Origin of the sequence: Oricola indica (assembly GCF_965227485.1) — a bacterium.
GTDB lineage: Bacteria > Pseudomonadota > Alphaproteobacteria > Rhizobiales > Rhizobiaceae > Oricola > Oricola indica.
Map to the genome: position 1 here is coordinate 3,362,822 of NZ_OZ245747.1, position 21,160 is coordinate 3,383,981.

Genomic DNA, 21,160 nt, shown 5'->3' on the forward strand with positions numbered 1-21,160 from the left:
ACATGCACAGCCTAGCATTGCGGAGATTGAAGCCCGGATGATCCGGGTCCTTTGGAAACAACCGCCCGCGGGAGACGCCGATGCCGCTCACAATGAACAAGGAAGTCTTTATCACCTGTGCCGTTACCGGCTCCGGCGGCACGCAGGACCGCTCGCCACATGTTCCGCGCAGCCCGAAACAGATCGCCGACAGTGCGATCGACGCGGCGAAAGCCGGCGCCGCGATCGTTCACTGCCATGTCCGCGATCCGGAGACGGGCGCGCCATCGCGCCGCCCGGAACTCTACCGTGAAGTGACCGAGCGAATCCGTGACGCGGAGATCGACGTTGTCCTGAACCTCACGGCGGGCATGGGCGGCGACATCGTTTTCGGATCGACCGAAGCGCCCTTTCCGCTCAACGCGGATGCGACCGACATGATCGGCGCGTCGGAAAGGCTGGTTCATGTCCGCGAATGCCTGCCCGAAATCTGTACGCTGGATTGCGGCACGATGAATTTCGCCGAAGCCGACTACGTGATGACCAATACACCCGGCATGCTACGCGCCATGGGCGCGATGATGACGGAGCTGGGCGTCAAACCGGAGATCGAAGCCTTCGATACCGGGCATTTGTGGTTCGCGAAGCAGCTTGTCTCGGAAGGCACGCTGGCGTCACCGGCGCTGGTCCAGCTTTGCATGGGCGTGCCATGGGGCGCACCCAACGACCTCAACACCTTCATGGCGATGGTCAATGCCGTTCCCGAAGACTGGTCATGGTCGGCATTCAGCCTTGGCCGGGACCAGATGGCCTATGTGGCGGCGGCGGTGCTGGCCGGCGGCAATGTCCGCGTCGGGCTGGAAGACAATCTCTGGCTCGAAAAGGGTGTTCTGGCGACCAATGCGCAACTGGTGGAGCGTGCCGTTACGCTGACCGAAGCCATGGGCGCGCGCGTCATCGGCCCGGAGGCGGTCCGGGAACGGCTCGGCCTCGTGAAACGCGCACCGGCGGACGCAACAGCATGACCGAAGGCACGAAACGAAAAGCGGCGATTGTCGGCGGCGGCGTCATCGGCGGCGGCTGGGCGGCACGGTTCCTGCTCAATGGCTGGAATGTCGCGGTGTTCGACCCCGATCCCGACGCCGAGCGGAAGATCGGCGAAGTGCTTGCCAATGCACGGCGCTCCCTGCCCGCGCTCTATGATCGCGCGCTGCCAGACGAGGGGACGCTTAGCTTTCAGACTGATCTGCGCGACGCGATCGCCGGTGCGGACTGGATTCAGGAGAGCATTCCGGAGCGGCTCGACCTCAAGCACAAGGTCCTTGCCGCGATTGGAGCAGACGCGTCTTCCGAGGCCGTCATCGGCTCATCGACATCGGGGTTCAAGCCGTCCGATCTCAATGCAGAGGGCGCGCGCGCGATCGTCGCGCACCCGTTCAATCCGGTCTACCTGCTTCCGCTGGTCGAACTCGTCGGAGACCGCGCAACCTGCGACAAGGCGGCGGATATCCTGCGCTCGATCGGCATGTTCCCGCTTACGCTTCGCAAGGAGATCGATGCGCATATCGCGGACCGACTGCTCGAAGCCGTCTGGCGCGAGAGCCTTTGGCTGGTGAAGGATGGCGTCGCGACGACCGAGGAAATCGACGAGGCGATCCGCATGGGGTTCGGCATACGCTGGGCCCAGATGGGTCTGTTCGAGACCTATCGCATCGCCGGCGGCGAAGCCGGGATGCAGCATTTCATGGCGCAATTCGGGCCTGCCCTGTCCTGGCCATGGACCAAGCTGATGGATGTGCCCGAGTTCACCGATGATCTGGTGGAGTTGATCGCCGGCCAGTCCGACGATCAATCCGGCCACATGTCAATTCGCGAGCTCGAAAGGCTGCGCGACGACAACATCGTCGGCATGGTCAGGGCGCTGCAGCGCACGGGCAGCGGCGCCGGCGGCGTCGTTCGCACGCATGAAGAGAGCCTGCCGACCGGCTCCGAGCTTCACGGACTGCCCGTGACCGCGACCCGGCAGGTGCCGGCAAGTTGGACCGACTATAACGGCCACATGAACGAGACCCATTATCTCGAGACCGCCTCGCAGGCGACCGACCGGTTCATGGAGATGATCGGCGCGGATGCCGGTTACGTGAAATCAGGTCGGAGCTATTTCACGGTGGAAACCCATGTCTGCTATCTCGGCGAGGTTCTCGCAGGCGACCGCCTCGTCGTCACCACGCAGGTCATGAGCGGCGCCGGCAAGAGAATGCACCTGTTCCATCGTCTCTGGCGGGACGGGGAAACACTTGCCGCCACGGTGGAGACGATGCTGATCCACATGGATCTCGGCACTCGAAAATCGTCTCTTCCGGAACCCGCGGTGGCCGATGCGCTCGAGCGCTACGCGACCCGACATGCCGGGATGGCGGCAGAAGGCAGCGGACGCGCGGTGGGTCAGCCCTCGGGCTGACCCGGCACGCCGCTATCCGAACTTGCCGTTGCGCGGGAAGCCTTTCGGCACCATGCGTCCGGCCCCGGCACGCACGCCGATCCATTCGGCCATCTCGTCCTTGGAGCGGGTATGGTTGCGACCGGAGGCGTCCTGCCATGTCAGGCCTTCCTCCAACCGGAAGACGCGCAGGTCGGCGATACCGCCATCCTTGTATTTCTGCAGCCTCACACCCTTGCCGCGCGCCATTTCGGGGATCTGAACCAGCGGGAACACCAGCAGCTTGCGGTTCTCGCCGACCGCCGCGACGTGATCGGCCTCGACCTCACCCGCATCGTCCATCGGCAGTTGAAGACAGAGCTTCGCCTCGTCGGGAAGCTTGATGTTCATGACCTGCTTGCCCTTGCGGGTGTTGGCGACGATATCGGCTTCCGGCACAACGAAGCCGTTGCCGACGGCGGAGGCGACCAGAAGCCTGCCCTTCGGCCTGTGCACGAAGGCCGTGACGATGTCCTGGGCGTTGTCCATGTCGACCATGATGCGGATCGGCTCGCCATGCCCTCGCCCGCCCGGCAAACGGTCGACGCCGAGCGTGTAGACCTTGCCGCCGGTGGTGAAGACGAGGACCTTGTCGGTGGTCACCGCGTGGAAGGCGAGCTTGAGCTTGTCGCCCTCCTTGAAAGACAGGGTCGAGAAGTCCTGAATGTGACCCTTCATGGCGCGCAGCCAGCCCTTTTCGGAGACGACGACGGTGACCGGCTCCTTCTCGATCATGGATTGGGCGACGGCTTCGAGATCGATATCGGCGGCTTCGGCAAAGGTGGAGCGGCGTGCGCCGAGTTCGGTATCCTTGCCGAACTTCTCCTTCACATTGCCGACCTCCCAGGCGATCGTCTTCCACTGCAGGTCATCGGAGGCGAGCAGTTTCTCGATGCCCTCCTTCTCGGCCATCAGCTCGTCATGTTCCTTGCGGATCTCGATTTCCTCGAGCTTGTTAAGAGCCCGCAAGCGCAGATTGAGGATCGCGTCGGCCTGGACCTCCGTCAGCTCGAAACGCTCGATCAGCTTCGCCTTCGGCTCGTCCTCGAAACGAACAATGCGAATGACCTCGTCGATGTTGAGGTAGGCGATCAGGAAACCGCCAAGCACTTCGAGACGCTTCTCGATGATGCCGAGGCGGTTCTTCGAGCGGCGGATCAGCACCTCGCGGCGGTGGTCGAGCCATTCGCGCAGCACTTCGCGCAGGTTCATCACCTTCGGCACGATGCCGCCCGAGAGCACGTTCATGTTGAGCGGCACGCGGGTTTCAAGATCGGTGAGCTTGTAGAGGGACTCCATCAGGATATCCGGATCCACCGAACGTGACTTCGGTTCGAGCACGATGCGGATATCCTCGGCGCTCTCGTCGCGGACATCCTCAAGCAGCGGGATCTTACGCGCCAGCAGCAACTCGGCGATCTTCTCGATCAGGCGCGACTTCTGCACCTGGTAGGGGATCTCGGTCACGACGATGACGTATCCGCCCCTGCCCGTCTCCTCCTTCTCCCAGCGGGCCCGGACGCGGAATGCGCCGCGGCCGGTGGCGTAGGATTCGAGGATCGACGCCTTCGGTTCGACGATGATGCCGCCTGTCGGGAAATCCGGGCCGGGCACGAACTCGACCAGTTTCTCGATGGTCGCGTTGGGGTGCTTGATGAGATGCAGAGCGGCATCGCACAGCTCGGCGGCGTTATGCGGCGGGATGTTTGTCGCCATGCCGACGGCGATGCCGGACGCGCCATTTGCGAGCAGGTTCGGAAATGCGCCCGGCAGGACGACCGGCTCGTCGTCCTCCTCGTTGTAGGTCTTGCGGAAATCGACAGAATCCTCGCCGATGCCTTCCAGCAACAGCATGGCGACGTCAGTCATGCGCGCTTCGGTGTAGCGCATGGCGGCCGCGTTATCGCCGTCGATATTGCCGAAATTGCCCTGCCCGTCGACCAGCGGATAGCGGACCGCGAAATCCTGGCTGAGGCGCACCAGCGCATCGTAGATCGCCTCGTCGCCATGCGGGTGGAACTTACCCATGACGTCGCCGACGATACGGGCGCATTTCTTGTAGGCCTGTTGCGGATCGAGCCGCAGCAGGCGCATGGCGTGGAGAATGCGGCGGTGAACCGGCTTCAGGCCGTCACGCGCATCGGGCAGCGCGCGGTGCATGATGGTCGACAGCGCATAGGCCAGATAGCGCTCTTCCAGCGCCGATTTCAGATCGACCGGTTCGATTTCCTTGCCGGGGCCGTTGCCCGAGCCGGGTGGTGTAACTTGCTTTGACATGGGATTGGGTTAACGCCCGCAGCGATTCGCGGCAAGCCGAAAGCCCGGAATTCCGGCGTTTTGCCCCGCAATTGCCGACAGACCCTAACGGCTTGACTGCTAAGTTACACGAGGTCGTGCACACCAAGCGTTAATACCGACTTGTTACGAAACATGATTGTATTTTGCAGGGGCGTTGCAAATGACGTATTCGGGGTCCGGACTCGGACTTCTGCCGGACGAGCATATCGACCTCTCCGAACGAATCCTCAAAAACGAGGAAGACGGGACGAGGTCGCTCACCGACCCGGTGACCGGGCTCGGCAATCTGCGCCGCATGAAGCTCAAGACCGACAAGCTTATCGAACAGCGCGCCGACGATCCGGCACCGTTCTCCATCGGTGTTTTCGATATCGACCGGTTTCGGCCTGTAAACGATCTGTTCGGGCGCAAGGCCGGCGACGAGATCCTGTCCCAGGTGGCGTTGCGCATTTCCGCCGCGCTTCCCGAGGACGCCATGCTCGCCCGCATTTCCGGCGACATGTTCGGGATGGCGCTGCCGACCTGCTTCTTCGAGAAAGACGCCGGACGGGTTGGCGCTTTGCTCAAGGACGTCTTCAACGCGCCCTTCGACCTCGGCGAACGCATCGTGCGCATGTCGGCCTCGTTCGGATTTTGCCAATACCCTTTCGCGGGAACCACATTCGACGAGCTTTTCGACAAGTGCGAATCCGCGCTCTACCAGGCGCGCAAGGCGGGTGCGGCGAATGTCAGCGTGTATACGCATGAAATGGCCCGCGAAATGCGGTTGCGCACCCAGATCGAGCAAGCGTTGCGCAAGGCTGTGGCCGCGCAGGAGATAGAGCCGCATTTCCAGCCCATCGTCGATCTGGCAAGCGGTGAGGTCAAAGGCTTCGAGTGCCTGGCGCGCTGGCGCGACGCCGAACTGGGCGACATCGCGCCTTCGACCTTCATTCCGCTTGCAGAACAGGCGGGATTCATCGACGCGCTGACAAAGCTGCTTTTCGCCAAGGCGATCCGCTGCGCGAAGCAGTGGCCGAAGAACATATTCCTGTCGTTCAACCTGTCATCCGTGCAATTGGTCGACCCGACGACCGCGTTTTCCGTTTTGGCGATGCTGCAGAAGATGGATTTCGATCCGCGCAGGATCGAGATCGAGATCACCGAAACGGCGATGATGTCCGACCCCGAGACGGCCGAGCGGATCATCGACGAATTGCGCGCCGTCGGTATACGCATCCTGCTCGACGACTTCGGAACCGGCCAGTCGAGCCTTGGGCGGTTGCGCGACTTCTCCTTCGACAAGGTCAAGATCGACCAGTCCTTCATCCAGGCATTGGGCGAGGACGAAAAGGCCGAACACATCGTGCGCGCCATCGTGAACATGTGCGAGGCTCTCGGTCTGAGCGTGATCGCGGAAGGCATCGAGACCGCAGCGAACGCGGACAAGCTGATCGGCCTCGGCTGCCTCGCCGGCCAAGGCTATTATTTCGGAAAGCCGGCAGACGCCGAAACGACGATTGGCTATTTCAGCACACCGAACAGCGCCGAGGACGGCAAACTCACCTGCCAGATTACCGAGCCGCACTGTTGCGCCGGCTGAGGCTATCCTCCCAGGCCAGCGCCGAGGACACGATCTCCGTCAGATCGTCATGCCGGGGTTGCCAACCGAATGCGCTGCGCGCGAGATCCGAATTGGCAACGATGGCGACTGCATCGCCCGCGCGGCGCGGGCCATAGCCGATGTCGAGTGCCCTGCCGGTGACGCGCTGAATGCAGTCGAGAACTTCCAGCACCGAATAGCCGCGCCCGTATCCGCAATTGGCGATCATGCTGTCGCCGCCGGCGCGCAGGCGTTTCAGCGCGAGCAAATGCGCCTCGGCGAGATCGGTGACGTGAATGTAATCCCGAATGCAGGTGCCGTCGGCGGTCGGGTAATCGGTGCCGAAGACCTGGATTCCGTCACGCTTGCCGAGCGCCGCCTCGCTGGCCACCTTGATCAGGTGTGTCGCGCCGGCCGTAGACTGTCCCGCGCGGCCGCGTGGATCCGCGCCCGCCACGTTGAAATAGCGGAGCGCCGTGAACGAGAAATCATGCGCCCTGGCCACGTCGGCGAGTATGAGCTCGGTCATCAGCTTGGACATGCCGTAGGGCGAGTCCGGGTTGCGCGCGTGATCCTCCTTCACCGGCTCCGCACCGACAGATCCGTAGACCGCAGCCGTGGAGGAAAAAATGAAGTGGCGCACGCCCGTGCGCACAGCCGCCTCGATCAGCGTGCGGGAATTGCTGGTGTTGTTCTCGTAGTAGGACAGCGGATCGGCGACCGATTCCGGCACGACGATCGATCCGGCGAAATGGATGATCGAATCCACGTCATTGTCGCGGATGACGGCCATTACCGTTTCCTTGTCCGCGATGTCGCCAATGACGAGCTTTGCCTCCGGCGCCACCGCCCACTCAAAGCCGGTCGAGAGCCTGTCGATCACGACGACGTCCTCGCCGGCGTCGAGCAACGCCCAAACCATGTGGCTGCCGATATAGCCGGCTCCGCCGGTTACCAAGACCGCCATCGGCCTCCTCCTTCGATATCCGCCGCGATGCGGCAACCGCCCAACGCCGGGCAGCCCGCAAGCTCATCCGCGGCAATCTAGCGGGCAAGGCTTAACACCTGATGGACATCCATCCGTGCCCTTCCTCGGCGGCATGAACCGCCTCAGAACTGTGTCACTGCTCGCGAAACGCCCTTGAAAAGGAGTCAGTCAGCGGCTTGAGCAGATATTCGAAGAAGGTCCGGTCACCAGTAGAGATCATCGCCTCGACGGGCATGCCCGGATAGATCTGGCTCCTGTCGACTTCCGTCGGCAGATCGTCGGTGATGCGGAGCCGGGCGATGAAATAGGGCTGCCCGTTCTTCGGATCGACAAGGCGGTCCGGCGAGACATAGGTGACTGTGCCTGGAACCTGCGGCGTCGTGCGCATATTGAGCGCAACGAAACGCAATTCGGCCTGCTGGCCAGGCCGGACGATATCGACATCGGCGGGGCTCAATTGCGCCTCGACGATCAGTTCATTTGATGTCGGCAGGAGGCGTGCGAGTTCCTCGCCCGGTCCGACCACATTGCCGGGTGTGTTCTGATTGATCCGGATGATCAGCCCGTCGGAGGGCGCGCGAACGACGACGCGCGCCAAGACGTCCTCGGCGGCGCTCAGTTGCTCCTCGATCTCGCCGATGCTTGCGCTGACGTCGTTCAGTTCCGTCAGCGACTGCTCGACGCGCTGGCTCTTCTGACGAACCAGTTGCTCCCTCGCCTCGGCCGTGCGGCTGCGCGTCTGTTCCATCTGCGATGTGATAGCGCCAATCTGGCCGATCAGGTCTGCCTGCGAACGAAGCAGCGCCGTATATTCGGAACGGTTCGTAAGCCCTTGGTCGAGCAGCTTTTCCTTGCGCTCGGTTTCATCGCTGACAACCGCAAGCTGCTCTTCCAGAGCCTGTTTCTGGGCTTTGAAGCCGACGATAGCCTCTTCGCCGGCGGCGACACGCTGATTGAGAATGACAACCTCGGACTCGAAGCGAACGAGCCGCGCGCGAAACTCGTCGCGCTGTTCCTCGAGAACATGGTCGAGGCCGTTCGCCCTGGCGACGTCAACCAGTTTCGCGTCGAACGTGACCTCTTCCGCGCTGTCGCGCTGGGCCTCGAGGCGCGCCTTGCGGGCGACCAGGTTGACCCAATGCTTGGTTCGCGTGTTGAGCGACGCCTGGGCGCGGGTACCGTCCATGGTAAAAAGCGGATCGCCGGCAGAGACCTGATCGCCCTCATGGACGTGGATTTTGCTGATAATGCCGCCCTCAAGATGCTGGACGACCTGGTTCTGGCCGGCCGCGCCGATCACGCCGACGACGATCGCCGCACCGGTCAATGGCGCGGTCGCGGCCCAAACGCCGAAGACGCCTATGAAGAGGATCAGCGCCATGTAGCCAACGAGCGCTATCTTCGAGGTTCCCGTCCTCACGGCCGCAGCCCATGCGGCATTGTTCGTTTCAGCGTTCATTGGTTCTTTTCCCGACCGTTTTCCGCGGAAACCGGGCGCAACCCCGGACCGAACGAGGCGAAGGGCGACTTCGCGCCTTCGTCCGCAGGCGGGGCGCTGCCATCCGACGGGGGCGCATCACGGTTGAGATTTGCGGCCTGCTTGCGCCTCGCGACTTCCTCCGCCAGTTTCTTCTGTTGGCGCGCCAGCACCTCGTCGCGCGGTCCGTAATCCTCGATCTCCCCGTCACGGAGAACCATCAGCGCATCGACCTTGTCGACGATGGCGCGGCGCTGGGTGATTATGACGACGGTGGTTCCCGAAACCCGCGCCTCCTCCAGCGCGGCTTCGAGCGCCCGGTCGCCGTCGGCATCGAGATTGGCGTTGGGTTCGTCGAGGACAAGCAGGCTGGGCTTGCCGAAAAAGGCGCGCGCCAGCCCGACCCGCTGGCGCTGGCCACCGGAAAGGACAGAGCCCTGCGCGCCGATTATCGTATCGTATCCATTCGGCATGGTCTGGATCAGTTGATGAACATGGGCGCGCTGCGCCGCCTCGATCACCTGCTGGTCCTCGGCGTCGGGCGAAAAGCGGGACACGTTCTGACGGATCGTGCCGGGTAACAGTTCGATGTCCTGCGGCAGATAGCCGATATGCCGACCGAGGTTTTCCGGATCCCAGTTCTGGAGATCCGCCTTGTCGATACGCACGACCCCGCTTCGCGGCCGGATCGCACCAACCAGGAGACGTGCGAGCGTCGACTTGCCCGCCCCACTCGGCCCCACGATGCCGACGACGATGCCCGGCGGGATCGAAAACGAAATACGCTTTATGACGGGTTTTGCATCCGGCGCGGAATTGGGCGCGAAATAGACAAGGCTTTCCACATCCATTCGTCCGACGGGCGCGGGCAACGCCGTACGCGGCTGTTCCTCGCGGACGGCACCGACCGCCTTGTTGAAACGCCGCCAGGCGGCACGAACTTCGACGAATTGCCGCCAGCCGCCAATCACCTGATCGATAGGCTGCAGTCCCCTGCCCGATATGATCGAAGCGGCGAAAATCATGCCCGCCGTCATTTCGCCGCCGACGACCAGCCATGCGCCAAAACCAAGAATGGCGATCTGCAATCCGAGACGCAGGAAGCGCGAAAGGCCGGCAAACAACGCATTGATGCGCGCAACATCGTCATTGGCCTGCAAGGCCGGCGCATGTTGGCTGCCCCAGGCGGCGATCGCGTTTCCCATCATGCCCATGGCGCGCAGGGTCTCCGCATTCTGCACGAAGGACTGGGCGGTCATCATCGCGCCGATAGTGTTCTCCGAAGCCCTCCGGACCGCTTCCGCGGTGGCGACCTGGTTGGCGATTGCGACCATCGTCAGAACCGCCGCGCCAACGGCCGCGAGCACGAACAGAACCGGATGGATGAACCAGAGCATCAAAATGAAAAGCGGCGCGAACGGCAGATCGAACAGGGCAAAGACCTGTCGGGACCCGATAAACCCGCGAATGGCGGAAAGATCGCGCAGCGCCTGAATGTCACCCATAGCGGCGCGCGGGGACTCCATGACCGCGGTCATCGCATCGCGGCTTTCCATGACATCGAGCCGTGTGGCAATGCGGTTGGCATATATCGCGCGTACTATTTCAAGCACGGCGAGGAGCAACAGGGCAAAGCCGGCAATAATGGACAGGAACAGCAAGGTTTCGAGGCTGGAGGACGGCAAGACGCGATCGTAAACCTGAAGCAAATACAACGGCATAACGAGCATCAGCATGTTCACAAAGAAGGAAAACACGCCAATCTCGACAGCTGCACGCTTCAAGTGCTTCCAAGTCGATTGCATTGCCCAAGTCCCATTCACCGCGCGGAATAAAACACAAAAAGGCACAAATCGCTAAAGAAACTGCTGAAAAGGTCTATTACTCAGTTTCTGGCAGCGATGAAGCCCTCAAGCCGCGCGGCGGCCTCCGCGATCTGGCCGAGATCCCGGTTGAAGCAGGCCCTGAAAAACCCCTCGCCTCCGAGGCCGAATGCGACGCCGGGCGCGAGGCCCACGCCAGTCTCATCCACGATACGAAGTGCGCTCGCCATCGAGTCCGTTACGCCCTCGATTTCGAAGAACAGGTAGAAGGCACCGTCGGGGCGGGCGAAGCGGACGCGTCCGGTCGCGCCGAGGCGAGAGGTCAGGATTTCGAGCGCTTCCGACGCCCTCTGGCGGTGAGAGGCGATCAGGTCGTCGCCGTCGTCCAGCGCCACGGTCGCGCCGCGCTGCATGAACTGCGGCACGCCCGATGTCGAATACTGAACGAGGTTCTCGAACACCGGCATCAGGGCCGGCGGCGCCTTGATCCAGCCCACTCTCCAGCCGGTCATTGCCCAGTTCTTTGAAAAGGAATTGACGTAAAGGATGCGATCGCCGTCTTCCTGAATGTCGAGGAAGGACGGCGCGCGAGTGCCCTGCCCGTACCAAAACAGCGAATAGATCTCGTCGGCGATGATCCAGAGCCCGTGCCGGCGCGCGAGCTCCAGGATCGCGGACAACGTCTCGCGGGTCGCGGCCCAACCGGTCGGATTGGACGGTGTGTTGATGAACAGGGCGCGGGTGCGCGGGGTGATCGCGGCTTCCAGCCGGGACATGTCCAGGGTCCATCCGGTTTCGGCGAAATCGAGACCGACCGGTACGGCCTTGCCGCCAGCGATCTCTAATGCAGCGGCGAAGTTCGGCCAAGCGGGCGAGAGATAGACGCATTCGTCTCCCGCGCCGGCGATCGCCTGGATCGCTAGTTGGATGGCCTGCATCCCCGAACCGACCACGACATAGTCACGCGGCCCGGACCGGATCCCGAAATGGCGCTCGTAATAGCGCGCCAGCGCCTCGCGCAGTTCGGGAATGCCCTGCTGCCAGGTGTAGAAGGTCTCGCCGTCCAGAAGCGCAGCGGCGGCCGGCTCGGATATGAACCGCGGCGTCGGCAAGTCGCCCTCGCCGACCCAGAGAGGAACAAGACCGTCACGGCCTCGCGCATGATCGACGACCGCGACGATACCGCTTGGCGGCGCATGAAGGGCCTCCGCGCGCAGGTGGAAACGCTCAAGCGACGACTGGGGGCTGGTCATGCGGAAATCCGTGGCGGGAACGAAAACCCCGGCCAACAGGCCGGGGCGTTTGCGATGCAATAATCGCGGCTGCTACTTTTTCAGGAGATCGCGGATCTCTGTCAAGAGTTGTACGTCGGCCGGCGGCGCGGGTGGTGCGGCGGGAGCCGGCTCTTCCTTCCGGCGCAGGTTGTTGACTGCCTTGACCATCATGAAGATGATCCAGGCGAGGATCAGGAAATTGATAATCTGGGTGAAGAAACTGCCGTAAGCCAGCACCGCGCCCTGTTCGCGCGCCGCTTCGAGCGTCGGCGCATCGATGCCCGAGGTCAGCGGCACGAAATAGTCCGAAAAGTCGAAGCCGCCGAAGATCGCACCGACGATCGGCATGATGATGTCGTCAGTCAGCGATTTGACGATTCCGCCAAACGCGCCGCCGATAATGACGCCGACGGCAAGGTCCATGACATTGCCCTTGGCGATAAATTCCTTGAACTCGTCGAGCATAAGATCCCTCCACCTTGCTCCAGAACGCCCCGCAGACGCGGCACCAATGATTATACCAGTGGCGCTCGGTTGTGAATTCGCCAGATTTGGGTCTATGCACAGCAATTGGACAGGTTCGGGCCGTTTTGATTGAATGCGGCCTTCTGACGGGAGGATGAATGCAGGGCGGCCTGATCATCATTGTGGCGCTCGGCTACCTGGCGATCCTGTTCGCCGTCGCCGCCTATGGCGATCGCAGGTCGCGGGGCGGACCAAGCAATGTTCCCCGCCCGAACATCTACGCCCTGAGCCTTGCGGTCTATTGTACGTCCTGGACATTCTTCGGTTCGGTGGGCGTCGCGTCGCAGAGCGGCTTCCAGTTCTTCACCATCTATCTGGGTCCCATCCTCGTCTTCACGCTCGGCTACAAGCTGATCGAACGGATCGTGGTGTTGTCGAAGGCGGAAAAGATCACGTCGATCGCCGACTTCCTGGCGGCGCGCTACGGCAAGAACGCCTGGGTGGCGGCGCTGGCGGCGGTGATCGCGGTGATCGGCACCGTTCCCTATATCGCCCTGCAATTGAAGGCGATTTCGGATTCGGTCACGCTCATGGCGGGCCACTATGACGTGTTCGGAAACAGCCAATACGCCTTCCGCCTCGACATCTCTCTGGTTGTCGCGCTGTTCTTGAGCGTCTTCGCGATATTGTTCGGCACGCGTCATGCCGACGCCACCGAACACCAGGACGGATTGATCCTCGCGGTGGCGCTGGAGTCGCTCGTCAAGATCATCGTCTTCCTGGTCGTCGCGTCCGCCGTCGTGTTTTTCATGTATGGCGGACCGGGCCCGATCTTCGATGCCATCCGCAATGACGAGCGTGTCGTATCGGCAATCTCGCGGGGCAGTTCACCGTCCACATGGATCGTGATGACGCTTCTCAGCGCCTCGGCGATTCTCGCGCTGCCGCGCCAGTTCCACGTCACCGTCGTCGAAAACCGCGCCGATGTCGAACTGCGCCGGGCGCGCTGGATGTTTCCGCTCTACCTGATCGTCATCAACGTGCTGGTTCTGCCGCTGGCCGTCGCCGGCATGCTCAATCTCGGTCCGGACGTCTCGCCGGATTCCTACGTGCTGGCGCTACCGCTTTCGGCGGGACAGGACTTCCTCGCATTCCTGACCTTTACCGGCGGCCTGTCCGCCGCCACCGCCATGGTGATCGTCGCCTCGGTGGCGCTGGCGGTGATGATCTCCAACGACCTCGTCATACCGCTTCTGCTGTGGCGGTCCGGAGGACGGCTCAGGACGGATTCCGGCGACTGGACGCGGGTGATCCTGAACATCCGGCGCATCTCGATCTTCATCATGCTGATCGCGGCCTTCGCGTATTACCGGGCGGCTGCGAACACGACACAACTCGCCGCGATCGGCTTGCTGTCGTTCGCTGCCGTGGCGCAATTCGCGCCGGCTCTCGTGATCGGGCTCTTCTGGCGCGGCGCGAACGCGCGCGGCGCGATCCTCGGCATGGGTGCCGGCTTCGTCGTCTGGGCCTACACGCTGCTGTTTCCCACCCTGCTCGGCGCGGACGATCCGTTCATCCGCAACGGTATTTTCGGAATCGACAGTCTGCGGCCGCAGGCGCTGTTCGGCGTCGTGGCCGAACCGCTCAATCACGGCGTGTTCTGGAGCTTGCTGGTCAATGTCGTCCTGCTGGTCATAGGGTCGATATCGCGGGCGCAATCTCCGCTGGAGCGATTGCAGGCCATCACCTTCGTGCCGCGCGACGCGCCCCAGACCGTGAAGATCCGCCGGTTCCGGACCACGATCACCATCAACGACCTGAAGGCCACGCTGAGCCGCTATGTCGGGCGGGCTCGCACCGAACGGGCCTTCGCCGCCTTCGAGGAACGCGAGGGCCGATCGCTCGACGGGCGCCAGACGACGGACATCACGGTCGTGCGCTATGCCGAGCAGATCCTCGCCTCGGCGGTCGGATCGTCCTCGGCACGGCTGGTCCTTTCGCTGCTGTTCGAGAAGGACGGCGCGTCATCGCGCGAAACCGTGCAACTGCTCGACGACGCCTCGGAGGCGCTGCAGCAGAACCGCGACCTGCTTCAGATGGCGCTCAACCAGATGGACCAGGGGATTTCGGTCTTCGACAAGAACCTGCGCCTGACCAACTGGAACACGCAGTTCCGCGCGCTTTTGAGCCTGCCGAGCGAGATGGGGCAATTCGGCTATCCGATCAAGCTGATCATGGAACGTCTCGTCAGCGACGGGCAGGTTTCGGAGGAGATGGCCTTCGAGGCGGTCGACAACATCACTGCGTTCAAGCGGGTCTGGCAGTTGCCGTTGAAACGCGGCGGGCGGATTCTCGAAGTCCGCTCCAATCCGATGCCCGATGGCGGCATCGTCGTGACCTACACAGACATCACCGGCCGGGTGGAAGCCGACGAGGCGCTGAAACGCGCCAAGGAAAGCCTGGAACAGCGCGTCGCGGCGCGGACCGCCGAACTGACGAACGTCAACCGGGAACTGGCGCGCGCGCAGGCGCTGGCGGAGGAAGCCAATCTCGGCAAGACGCGGTTCCTCGCCGCGGCCGGTCACGACATCTCGCAGCCTCTCAACGCGGCGCGTCTCTACACCTCTTCGCTCGTGGAGCGCACCGCCGGGAAGCGCTCGTCGGAGCGCGAAATCGCGACGAAGATCGATTCCTCGCTGCAGGCCGTGGAAAACATCATCGGCGCGGTCCTCGACATCTCTCGGCTCGACGCCGGCGCGATGACGCCCAACCCCTCGGTGTTCTCGCTCGGCGAATTGCTCAACCAGATCAAGACGGACTTCCAGCCCTTGGCCGACGAGAAGAAGCTCGAATTCGTCGTGGTGCCCTCAACCGCCGTGGTGGAGTCGGACCGGAACCTGCTGCGGCGACTTGTGCAGAACCTCGTTTCCAACGCGCTGAAATACACCAAGACCGGGAAGGTCCTGGTCGGGGTGCGCCGCGACGGCGACGACGCGCTGATCTGCGTTCACGACACCGGGATCGGCATCTCGTCGAAAAAGGCGAAGACCGTGTTCAAGGAGTTCGAGCGCCTGTCGGAAGGCGCGCGGATCGCGAGCGGCCTCGGTCTCGGGCTTTCCATCGTCGACCGGATATCGCGGGTTCTCGGCCTGACGATCGACATGAAGTCTCGTCAGAAAACCGGCACGATGTTCACGGTGCGGATCAAGCGTTCTTCGGAGGCGCTGATCGCGAAGCCGGCGCGTGTCAGCCGGGCAGCGGGCGCGCGCCAGGTGCTCGCGGGAATGGTGGTCGCCTGTATCGACAACGAGGAGACAATCCTGTCGGGCATGCGGGTCCTGCTGGAGGGCTGGGGCGCGCAGGTTATCGCGGCACCAACCCAGAAATCGCTGCTTGGAGAAATCTCGAAGGCCGGCGTGGTGCCGGACGTCATCATCGCCGACTACCATCTCGACGACGGTCACAACGGGCTCGACGTGATCGCCGCGATGCGGTCGCGGCTGTCGCCCAAGATGTTCGCGATCCTGGCAACGGCCGACCGGTCCGCGCCGCTGCGCGCGGCAGCGGCAAACGCGGATATCCACATCCTGAACAAGCCGCTCAAGCCGGCGGCGCTCAGAGCGCTTCTCTCAAATGTTTCGCAGGAACGCGCGGCGGCGGAATAATCCCAATGCGCCGCGTTCCGAGGATCCAGGACTATTCCTGGTCCTCGCGCAGCATGTCCGCGCCGATCTTCGACAGGAGGATGACGGCCTGGGTGCGGCTGTCGACATTGAGTTTCTGCAGCACGGCGGAGACATGGGCCTTGATGGTGGCCTCGGAGACGCCAAGCTCATAGGCGATCTGCTTGTTGAGCAGCCCCTCACCCAGCATGCCGAGCACACGCGCCTGCTGCGGGGTCAGCGTACGAATGCGCCGAATCAGGTCTTCGATCTCGGGATCGTGTTCACTGCCGAGATTCATCCCCTCCGGCAGGGCGATTTCGCCGGCCAGCACATTGGCGACGCCCTTGCGGATCGTCTCCATGCGCGCCGATTTCGAGATGAAGCCCGAAGCGCCGAGTTCGACGGAACGGCGCACTGTCGTGACATCGTCGGTTCCGGAGATCACGATGACGGGAACGGCAGGAAATGCCGCGCGAACGGAGACCAGCGCCGATAGCCCGCTTGAACCGGGCATCGAAAGGTCGAGCAGCACGAGGTCCATCTCGGGATTCTCGTTCAGCACAGTCATCGCGGCCCCGAAATCGCCGGCCTCGCTGATGACAGGCGTTTCGAGATCGTCGCCAAGCGGAACACTGATGGCAGATTTGATCGCATCCCTGAACAATGGATGATCGTCCGCTACCAGAATTTGTACCGCCATTGCCCTCTCCCCCTTATCGTCCGTGCGTCAGCCGTCCGACACCGCCCAATTATGACGGGCGCTAGACATGCGCTGTCAAGGCAAAGACGTCAACCGGCAGGCTTGCGGTCAGTAATGCGGCTCAAAACGACAGGAAAACGCACAATGAACCATATGGCCGTCCAGAGATTGCCGATGATCGGAATTGGCGCGATCCACAGGATCGCGGCCCAACGGCGCTCGAATGCAGCGATGACGACCGCGCTCAGGAGAAATCCGAAATAGAGGTCGGCGAGCGTCACGATGCCCCATGGATCGCTCGTCAGCCAGGCGCCGGCCGTTGCGAAGTCACCAACGATGACGGCCCAGACGATCAGCGCCGCGAATGCTGTTGCGAAAATGGCGAGGATTATGCGCAGGACCGTCATGACGTCTCCAGAATCTCAGGGGCATTCGGCTTGCCGTGAATGACGAAGCCGGTATCTGCGTGTTACGTGCCTTCAATCCAATTCGATCACCATACGACGGAGACCACCGATGGCGAAGTTTGCCGATCCGCAATGGCCAAATGCCGAGACGTTCTCGGAGGCGGCGATTGCGCCGGAGGTGCGCGAACACAATGCGGCGATCCTCGACCGGCTGTCACAGGCGCCCGACATCTGGAAATACGAGTTGCCGCTGATCCGAACCGCACGCGCGGCGGGACGCGGATCGTTCCCGATCTCGGCATCCGACCCGCATGCGGAAGTGCACATGGTGGACGGGGACGGCCACTCCATTCCGGTCCGTGTGCTGCGTCCGCGCGCGCGCGCCGCGCGGGGCGCCTATCTGCATATCCATGGCGGCGGCTGGGTGATGGGCACGCCTTCGGAAATGGACCATCGGATGCGGCAGATCGCCGAGAACACCGGCCTCGTCACCGTTTCGGTAGACTACAGGCTCGCGCCCGAACACCCCTATCCGGCGGCGCCCGACGATTGCGAGGCGGCAGCATTGTGGCTGATCGCATCGACCGCTCACGACATACCCCGCGAATTCCTTGCCATCGGCGGGGAATCCGCCGGCGCGCACCTGTCCGCCGTGACGCTTCTGCGCCTTCGCGACCGGCACGGGCTGTGGCCGTTCCGGGCGGCAAACCTCGTCGCTGGCTGCTACGACCTCGGCGGGACGCCAAGCGTGCGCAATTGGGGCAAGGACAAGCTGATTCTCAACACGCGTGATATCTTCAAGTTCACCGAGAATTTCCTGCAGGGCGGCGAGGACACGCGGTCTGCCGATGTCTCGCCGCTTTATGCAGCGCTCGACCGCATGCCGCCGGCGCTGTTTTCATGCGGCACGAAAGACCTGCTGATCGACGACACGATGATGATGGCGCAACGCTGGCACGCGGCCGGCAATGGCGTCGAACTGGGCATCTATCCGGGCGGCTGCCACGTCTTCCAGGGTTTCGACACGGCGCTGGCGGAAGAAAGCCTCTCCCAGATGGACGGCTTTCTCAACCGTATGATCGAGGCTTCCGCTCAGGCGTAAGCCGGGAGTGCCGATAGCAGGCGGTGCAGGGTTTCGACGGTCGAGGCGTCAGCGACACCATCGACGCGCTGCGGACGAAAATGGCGCTGAAAGGCGGCGACGTCGGCTGTCGTCATCTCGTCGAAGACGCCGGTAATGGCGGTGCGATAGCCATAGAGGGCGAGCATGGATTGCAGCGCCTCAACGGGCTGGCCGGTGTCGCCCGCCGAAAAGAACCGCCCCCCGCGCACCGGCGACGGCTCGATCCAGTGTCCGACCCCGCCCTCGGCGAGTATCGACCACGGGAACAATTCACCGGGGTCTCTCTTGCGTCCGGGCGCAACGTCAGAATGGGCGAGCACCCGCTCGGGCATGATTTCGTGGCGCGCGGAGATTTCCCGCGCCAACCGGCTCACCGCCGCGACTTGGGTTTCGGGGAAGGAAGGGAGGCCGTAATCGTGGCCGCCATTGACGATCTCGATCCCCACCGAGCGCGAATTGATGTCGGCTTCACCTTTCCAGCGGCTCTCGCCCGCATGCCATGCACGCAGCGCTTCCGGCACCATCTGAACCACGCGTCCATCCTCGTGAACGATGTAATGGCAGGAGACGCCGCTTTCCGGATTGCAGAGCCAGTCCTCGGCGGCCTGGCCGCTTTCCATGCCGGTGTAGTGCAACAGGAGAATATCGACGGATTTGCCGTCGCGCCGTTCGCCCGTGTTGGGCGAAACACGGACAGCCGCATCAGCGAAATCCGGCGCAAAGATCGGTTCGTTCATGCGCTTCGCGAACCCGCCTCGCCAGCGACGGCCTTGAGTTCCGGCTCGACAAGCTCCCACGCATCGTTGATGGCGGCGATGCGATCATTGGCGATCTTCACGAACTCCTCCGGCAGACCGCGAGACATCATCTGGTCCGGATGGTTCTCGCGCACAAGCTGGAGATATCGCCGGCGCGCATCGGCATATGTGGCGTCACGGTCGAGGCCGAGAATGCGCCACGGGTCGCGCTGACCGCGATCGACATGGCGCGCGGTGACGCGCTCGAACTCGACGCCCGAGATGCCGAAGATCGTCGCGACGTCGGTCAGGAATTCAAGCTCGTTGGGATGCACCACACCGTCGGCCTTGGCGATGTGGAACAGGCCGTCCAGCACATCTATGAGCAACGGGCAATCGGGCGCACCGGTGCCGCACAGTCCGGCAACCTGCTCGGCATAGACGCGGTAGCCGGCCACATCCTGCTTGGCGAGATTGTAGAGATTTGAGACGCGCCGCGCGTCGTCGGCCGGGATGTCGAATATCTCGCGAAACGCATCGACCTCCGATTCGGTCACGACGCCATCGGCCTTGGCCATCTTGGCCGACAGAGCGATCATCGCGATCGAAAAGGCGACGCGGCGGCGTGTCGCCGGATCGCCGGCAAACACCGTGCGCACGGCTTCCACCACCCCGGTCAGCGCGGTCGTCGCCTTGGCGGAGACGAAATCGGAGATTCGGACCCAAATCGACATCAATTCCCCTTACCGGATGAATTGAGGATTTGTAAGGGCGCTTTCGCGGCCTGAAACGGCGCACATTTCATGAAAAACACCCGGGCGATGAAGCCCGGGCGCCAGATTTTCCAGTCAAATGACCGTTACTGGGTCGTGCTCGCCGTCGTCTCGTCGGACGGCTCCATCACTGCGCCGGTCTGCATGCCGGCTTCGGCAGCCATCTCGACATCGCTGAGCGCGGCAAGCGCAGCCTCGAAGTCACCGGTCACGACGGCATTGCGCGCGGTGTCGACGGCTTCCTGGGCATCCTTCGGGTCATCGAGATTGTCGACCGCCCGCTCGACTTGAATCAGGGCCTGCACGGAAGCAGCTTCAGACTGCGTTTCGATCGCGTCTCGCGCGTCGGCAACGCTCTGCCGGACTTCCTCGACAGCGTCGGCGCCGGTCTCGTCCGCGCCTGTTGCGGCGGTCATCTGTTCGTCGATGGTCACGTCCGTATCAGTGCCGGCATCAGCCTGCATGTCGGTGTCGCCTGGCAAGGCGTTTTCATCGGTTTGGCCGGCATCGGCCATCGTGCCGGCGTCATCGTCCGTCGTCGGGATTGTGGTATCAACCTCGGCGGACTGCTCGGTCGCGACCGGATCCTGCTCGGCGCCATTCTGCGCGACATCGTCGCTGCAAGCGGCAAGAGCGACAAGCGAAGCGACGGAAACGGTGGAGAGAAGAATTCTACGCATGAGAGTATCCTTTCGTGGCTTGTTGTTCCGCCATTGCAACGAAAGGATGCCGTGAGGTTTCCATCACGCTTAATGACTCGCTGTTGCAGACCTTCAGACGAGCCCGGTCAGGAAACTCACATGGCCGCGGCGGCGCGCGCCGCCTGATCGTAGGAGCCGGAAAGCGCACGCAGCAACGCGGCGAGACGCGAAATATCCTCGGTGTCGAAACCGAGGCCCGATATGGCCGAAAGCAGAAGCCGGTCGCGCAGTTCGCCGTAGCGCTTGCAGATTTCCGTCCCCTTCTTCGTGATCGACACCGTCTTTTCCTTGCCGTCGCGCCCGGTGGTCACGAGGCCCTGCGCCTCCAGTTTCTTGACAGCGTAGGAAACGAGGTGCGTATCCTCGACATTGAGCACGAGGCAGATATCGGCCAGCGTCTTGGGGCGGTCGCGATGGTGTACGAGATGCACCACCAGCACTTCCAGCGGCGAATGGCCGGGCGCACCCGCCGCCGCCATGCAGCGGACCATCCAGCGATGATAGGCATGGTTCGACATGGTCATCGCGAATTCGAGCTCCGACGACTCGGGCAGGCGCGATTGCGCAAGATGCGCCGAGGAGACGACGTAATCGGTGCTCATGGACGGAACTCCCGTGAATTGGACAGGATCACGTTGACAAAATGTCGATAAATTGTCAACGTTGATACTCACCAAACAGGGAGAAGC

General features: G+C 62.9%; 17 protein-coding genes. 5 read left to right on the forward strand and 12 right to left on the reverse strand.

Annotated features, from left to right (window positions below):
• Nucleotides 1-80: 80 nt before the first annotated feature.
• Both ACQK2M_RS16920 and ACQK2M_RS16925 read left to right on the forward strand, forming a co-directional pair.
• Nucleotides 81-1,004: a 3-keto-5-aminohexanoate cleavage protein gene (locus tag ACQK2M_RS16920; protein ID WP_425418744.1), complete on the forward strand. Its 924-nt coding sequence runs from the start codon at nt 81-83 to the stop codon at nt 1,002-1,004.
• Nucleotides 1,001-2,440, forward strand: a complete 1,440-nt coding sequence (locus ACQK2M_RS16925) for a carnitine 3-dehydrogenase (RefSeq protein WP_425418745.1) — start codon at nt 1,001-1,003, stop codon at nt 2,438-2,440. The genes ACQK2M_RS16920 and ACQK2M_RS16925 overlap by 4 nt, the downstream gene beginning before the upstream one ends.
• Before the next feature lie 12 nt (nt 2,441-2,452).
• On the opposite strand, the gene parC is transcribed toward ACQK2M_RS16925, so the two are convergent.
• The gene (gene parC / locus ACQK2M_RS16930) at nt 2,453-4,735 is read right to left on the reverse strand and encodes a DNA topoisomerase IV subunit A (protein ID WP_425418746.1); all 2,283 of its coding nucleotides are present in this window, start codon (nt 4,733-4,735) and stop codon (nt 2,453-2,455) included.
• Nucleotides 4,736-4,916: 181 nt separating this feature from the next.
• Between parC and ACQK2M_RS16935 the strand changes: the two genes are divergently transcribed.
• Nucleotides 4,917-6,338, forward strand: a complete 1,422-nt coding sequence (locus ACQK2M_RS16935) for a putative bifunctional diguanylate cyclase/phosphodiesterase (RefSeq protein WP_425418747.1) — start codon at nt 4,917-4,919, stop codon at nt 6,336-6,338.
• Here the strand turns inward: ACQK2M_RS16935 and galE are convergent.
• The 5 genes from galE to mscL all read right to left on the reverse strand — a co-directional run bounded on the left by galE (nt 6,310) and on the right by mscL (nt 12,365).
• Nucleotides 6,310-7,305 carry a UDP-glucose 4-epimerase GalE gene (gene galE, locus ACQK2M_RS16940; RefSeq protein ID WP_425418748.1) on the reverse strand — a complete coding sequence of 332 codons (996 nt, stop codon included), beginning with the start codon at nt 7,303-7,305 and terminating at the stop codon, nt 6,310-6,312. The two genes, ACQK2M_RS16935 and galE, sit on opposite strands and share 29 nt — an antisense overlap.
• Before the next feature lie 154 nt (nt 7,306-7,459).
• Nucleotides 7,460-8,785, reverse strand: a complete 1,326-nt coding sequence (locus ACQK2M_RS16945; RefSeq protein WP_425418749.1) for an HlyD family type I secretion periplasmic adaptor subunit — start codon at nt 8,783-8,785, stop codon at nt 7,460-7,462.
• A complete protein-coding gene (locus tag ACQK2M_RS16950; RefSeq protein WP_425418750.1) occupies nt 8,782-10,608 on the reverse strand; it encodes a type I secretion system permease/ATPase in 1,827 nt (608 codons plus the stop codon). The genes ACQK2M_RS16945 and ACQK2M_RS16950 overlap by 4 nt, the downstream gene beginning before the upstream one ends.
• An 80-nt stretch (nt 10,609-10,688) precedes the next feature.
• Nucleotides 10,689-11,879 (reverse strand): pyridoxal phosphate-dependent aminotransferase, encoded by a 1,191-nt coding sequence (locus tag ACQK2M_RS16955; RefSeq protein ID WP_425418751.1) that lies wholly within the window; start codon nt 11,877-11,879, stop codon nt 10,689-10,691.
• A 72-nt stretch (nt 11,880-11,951) separates the two neighbouring features.
• Nucleotides 11,952-12,365: a large conductance mechanosensitive channel protein MscL gene (gene mscL, locus ACQK2M_RS16960; protein ID WP_425418752.1), complete on the reverse strand. Its 414-nt coding sequence runs from the start codon at nt 12,363-12,365 to the stop codon at nt 11,952-11,954.
• Nucleotides 12,366-12,523: 158 nt separating this feature from the next.
• Here mscL and ACQK2M_RS16965 point away from each other — a divergent pair, with 158 nt between their 5' ends.
• Nucleotides 12,524-16,030: a PAS domain-containing hybrid sensor histidine kinase/response regulator gene (locus ACQK2M_RS16965; protein WP_425418753.1), complete on the forward strand. Its 3,507-nt coding sequence runs from the start codon at nt 12,524-12,526 to the stop codon at nt 16,028-16,030.
• Nucleotides 16,031-16,061: 31 nt separating this feature from the next.
• Here the strand turns inward: ACQK2M_RS16965 and ACQK2M_RS16970 are convergent, their stop codons facing one another.
• Both ACQK2M_RS16970 and ACQK2M_RS16975 read right to left on the reverse strand, forming a co-directional pair.
• Nucleotides 16,062-16,730, reverse strand: a complete 669-nt coding sequence (locus ACQK2M_RS16970; RefSeq protein WP_425418754.1) for a response regulator — start codon at nt 16,728-16,730, stop codon at nt 16,062-16,064.
• Between the two features lie 89 nt (nt 16,731-16,819).
• Nucleotides 16,820-17,137: a hypothetical protein gene (locus tag ACQK2M_RS16975; protein WP_425418755.1), complete on the reverse strand. Its 318-nt coding sequence runs from the start codon at nt 17,135-17,137 to the stop codon at nt 16,820-16,822.
• 109 nt (nt 17,138-17,246) lie between these two features.
• Between ACQK2M_RS16975 and ACQK2M_RS16980 the strand changes: the two genes are divergently transcribed.
• Nucleotides 17,247-18,239, forward strand: coding sequence for an alpha/beta hydrolase (locus ACQK2M_RS16980; RefSeq protein WP_425418756.1), 993 nt, complete (start codon nt 17,247-17,249; stop codon nt 18,237-18,239).
• Here ACQK2M_RS16980 and ACQK2M_RS16985 read toward each other — a convergent pair.
• From ACQK2M_RS16985 to ACQK2M_RS17000, 4 genes are all read right to left on the reverse strand, one after another.
• Nucleotides 18,230-18,997, reverse strand: a complete 768-nt coding sequence (locus tag ACQK2M_RS16985; RefSeq protein ID WP_425418757.1) for an N-acetylmuramoyl-L-alanine amidase — start codon at nt 18,995-18,997, stop codon at nt 18,230-18,232. The genes ACQK2M_RS16980 and ACQK2M_RS16985 overlap by 10 nt on opposite strands.
• Complete coding sequence (locus tag ACQK2M_RS16990; protein ID WP_425418758.1) at nt 18,994-19,731, reverse strand: TerB family tellurite resistance protein; 738 nt, start codon at nt 19,729-19,731, stop codon at nt 18,994-18,996. Before ACQK2M_RS16990 ends, ACQK2M_RS16985 begins: the two co-directional genes overlap by 4 nt.
• Nucleotides 19,732-19,856: 125 nt before the next feature.
• Nucleotides 19,857-20,450: a hypothetical protein gene (locus ACQK2M_RS16995; RefSeq protein WP_425418759.1), complete on the reverse strand. Its 594-nt coding sequence runs from the start codon at nt 20,448-20,450 to the stop codon at nt 19,857-19,859.
• Between the two features lie 116 nt (nt 20,451-20,566).
• Complete coding sequence (locus ACQK2M_RS17000) at nt 20,567-21,073, reverse strand: winged helix DNA-binding protein (RefSeq protein WP_223476850.1); 507 nt, start codon at nt 21,071-21,073, stop codon at nt 20,567-20,569.
• Nucleotides 21,074-21,160 lie beyond the last annotated feature (87 nt).

What these genes read in the sequence shown, in the direction of transcription:
- ACQK2M_RS16975 (WP_425418755.1), bottom strand. Translation starts at nt 17,137, where the DNA reads ATGACGGTCCTGCGCATAATCCTCGCCATTTTCGCAACAGCATTCGCG.
- ACQK2M_RS16990 (WP_425418758.1), bottom strand. Translation starts at nt 19,731, where the DNA reads ATGTCGATTTGGGTCCGAATCTCCGATTTCGTCTCCGCCAAGGCGACG.
- ACQK2M_RS16985 (WP_425418757.1), bottom strand. Translation starts at nt 18,997, where the DNA reads ATGAACGAACCGATCTTTGCGCCGGATTTCGCTGATGCGGCTGTCCGT.
- ACQK2M_RS16980 (WP_425418756.1), top strand. Translation starts at nt 17,247, where the DNA reads ATGGCGAAGTTTGCCGATCCGCAATGGCCAAATGCCGAGACGTTCTCG.
- ACQK2M_RS16925 (WP_425418745.1), top strand. Translation starts at nt 1,001, where the DNA reads ATGACCGAAGGCACGAAACGAAAAGCGGCGATTGTCGGCGGCGGCGTC.
- ACQK2M_RS16970 (WP_425418754.1), bottom strand. Translation starts at nt 16,730, where the DNA reads ATGGCGGTACAAATTCTGGTAGCGGACGATCATCCATTGTTCAGGGAT.
- ACQK2M_RS16965 (WP_425418753.1), top strand. Translation starts at nt 12,524, where the DNA reads ATGCAGGGCGGCCTGATCATCATTGTGGCGCTCGGCTACCTGGCGATC.
- ACQK2M_RS16945 (WP_425418749.1), bottom strand. Translation starts at nt 8,785, where the DNA reads ATGAACGCTGAAACGAACAATGCCGCATGGGCTGCGGCCGTGAGGACG.
- mscL (WP_425418752.1), bottom strand. Translation starts at nt 12,365, where the DNA reads ATGCTCGACGAGTTCAAGGAATTTATCGCCAAGGGCAATGTCATGGAC.
- ACQK2M_RS16995 (WP_425418759.1), bottom strand. Translation starts at nt 20,450, where the DNA reads ATGCGTAGAATTCTTCTCTCCACCGTTTCCGTCGCTTCGCTTGTCGCT.
- ACQK2M_RS16920 (WP_425418744.1), top strand. Translation starts at nt 81, where the DNA reads ATGCCGCTCACAATGAACAAGGAAGTCTTTATCACCTGTGCCGTTACC.
- ACQK2M_RS16950 (WP_425418750.1), bottom strand. Translation starts at nt 10,608, where the DNA reads ATGCAATCGACTTGGAAGCACTTGAAGCGTGCAGCTGTCGAGATTGGC.
- parC (WP_425418746.1), bottom strand. Translation starts at nt 4,735, where the DNA reads ATGTCAAAGCAAGTTACACCACCCGGCTCGGGCAACGGCCCCGGCAAG.
- galE (WP_425418748.1), bottom strand. Translation starts at nt 7,305, where the DNA reads ATGGCGGTCTTGGTAACCGGCGGAGCCGGCTATATCGGCAGCCACATG.
- ACQK2M_RS16935 (WP_425418747.1), top strand. Translation starts at nt 4,917, where the DNA reads ATGACGTATTCGGGGTCCGGACTCGGACTTCTGCCGGACGAGCATATC.
- ACQK2M_RS17000 (WP_223476850.1), bottom strand. Translation starts at nt 21,073, where the DNA reads ATGAGCACCGATTACGTCGTCTCCTCGGCGCATCTTGCGCAATCGCGC.
- ACQK2M_RS16955 (WP_425418751.1), bottom strand. Translation starts at nt 11,879, where the DNA reads ATGACCAGCCCCCAGTCGTCGCTTGAGCGTTTCCACCTGCGCGCGGAG.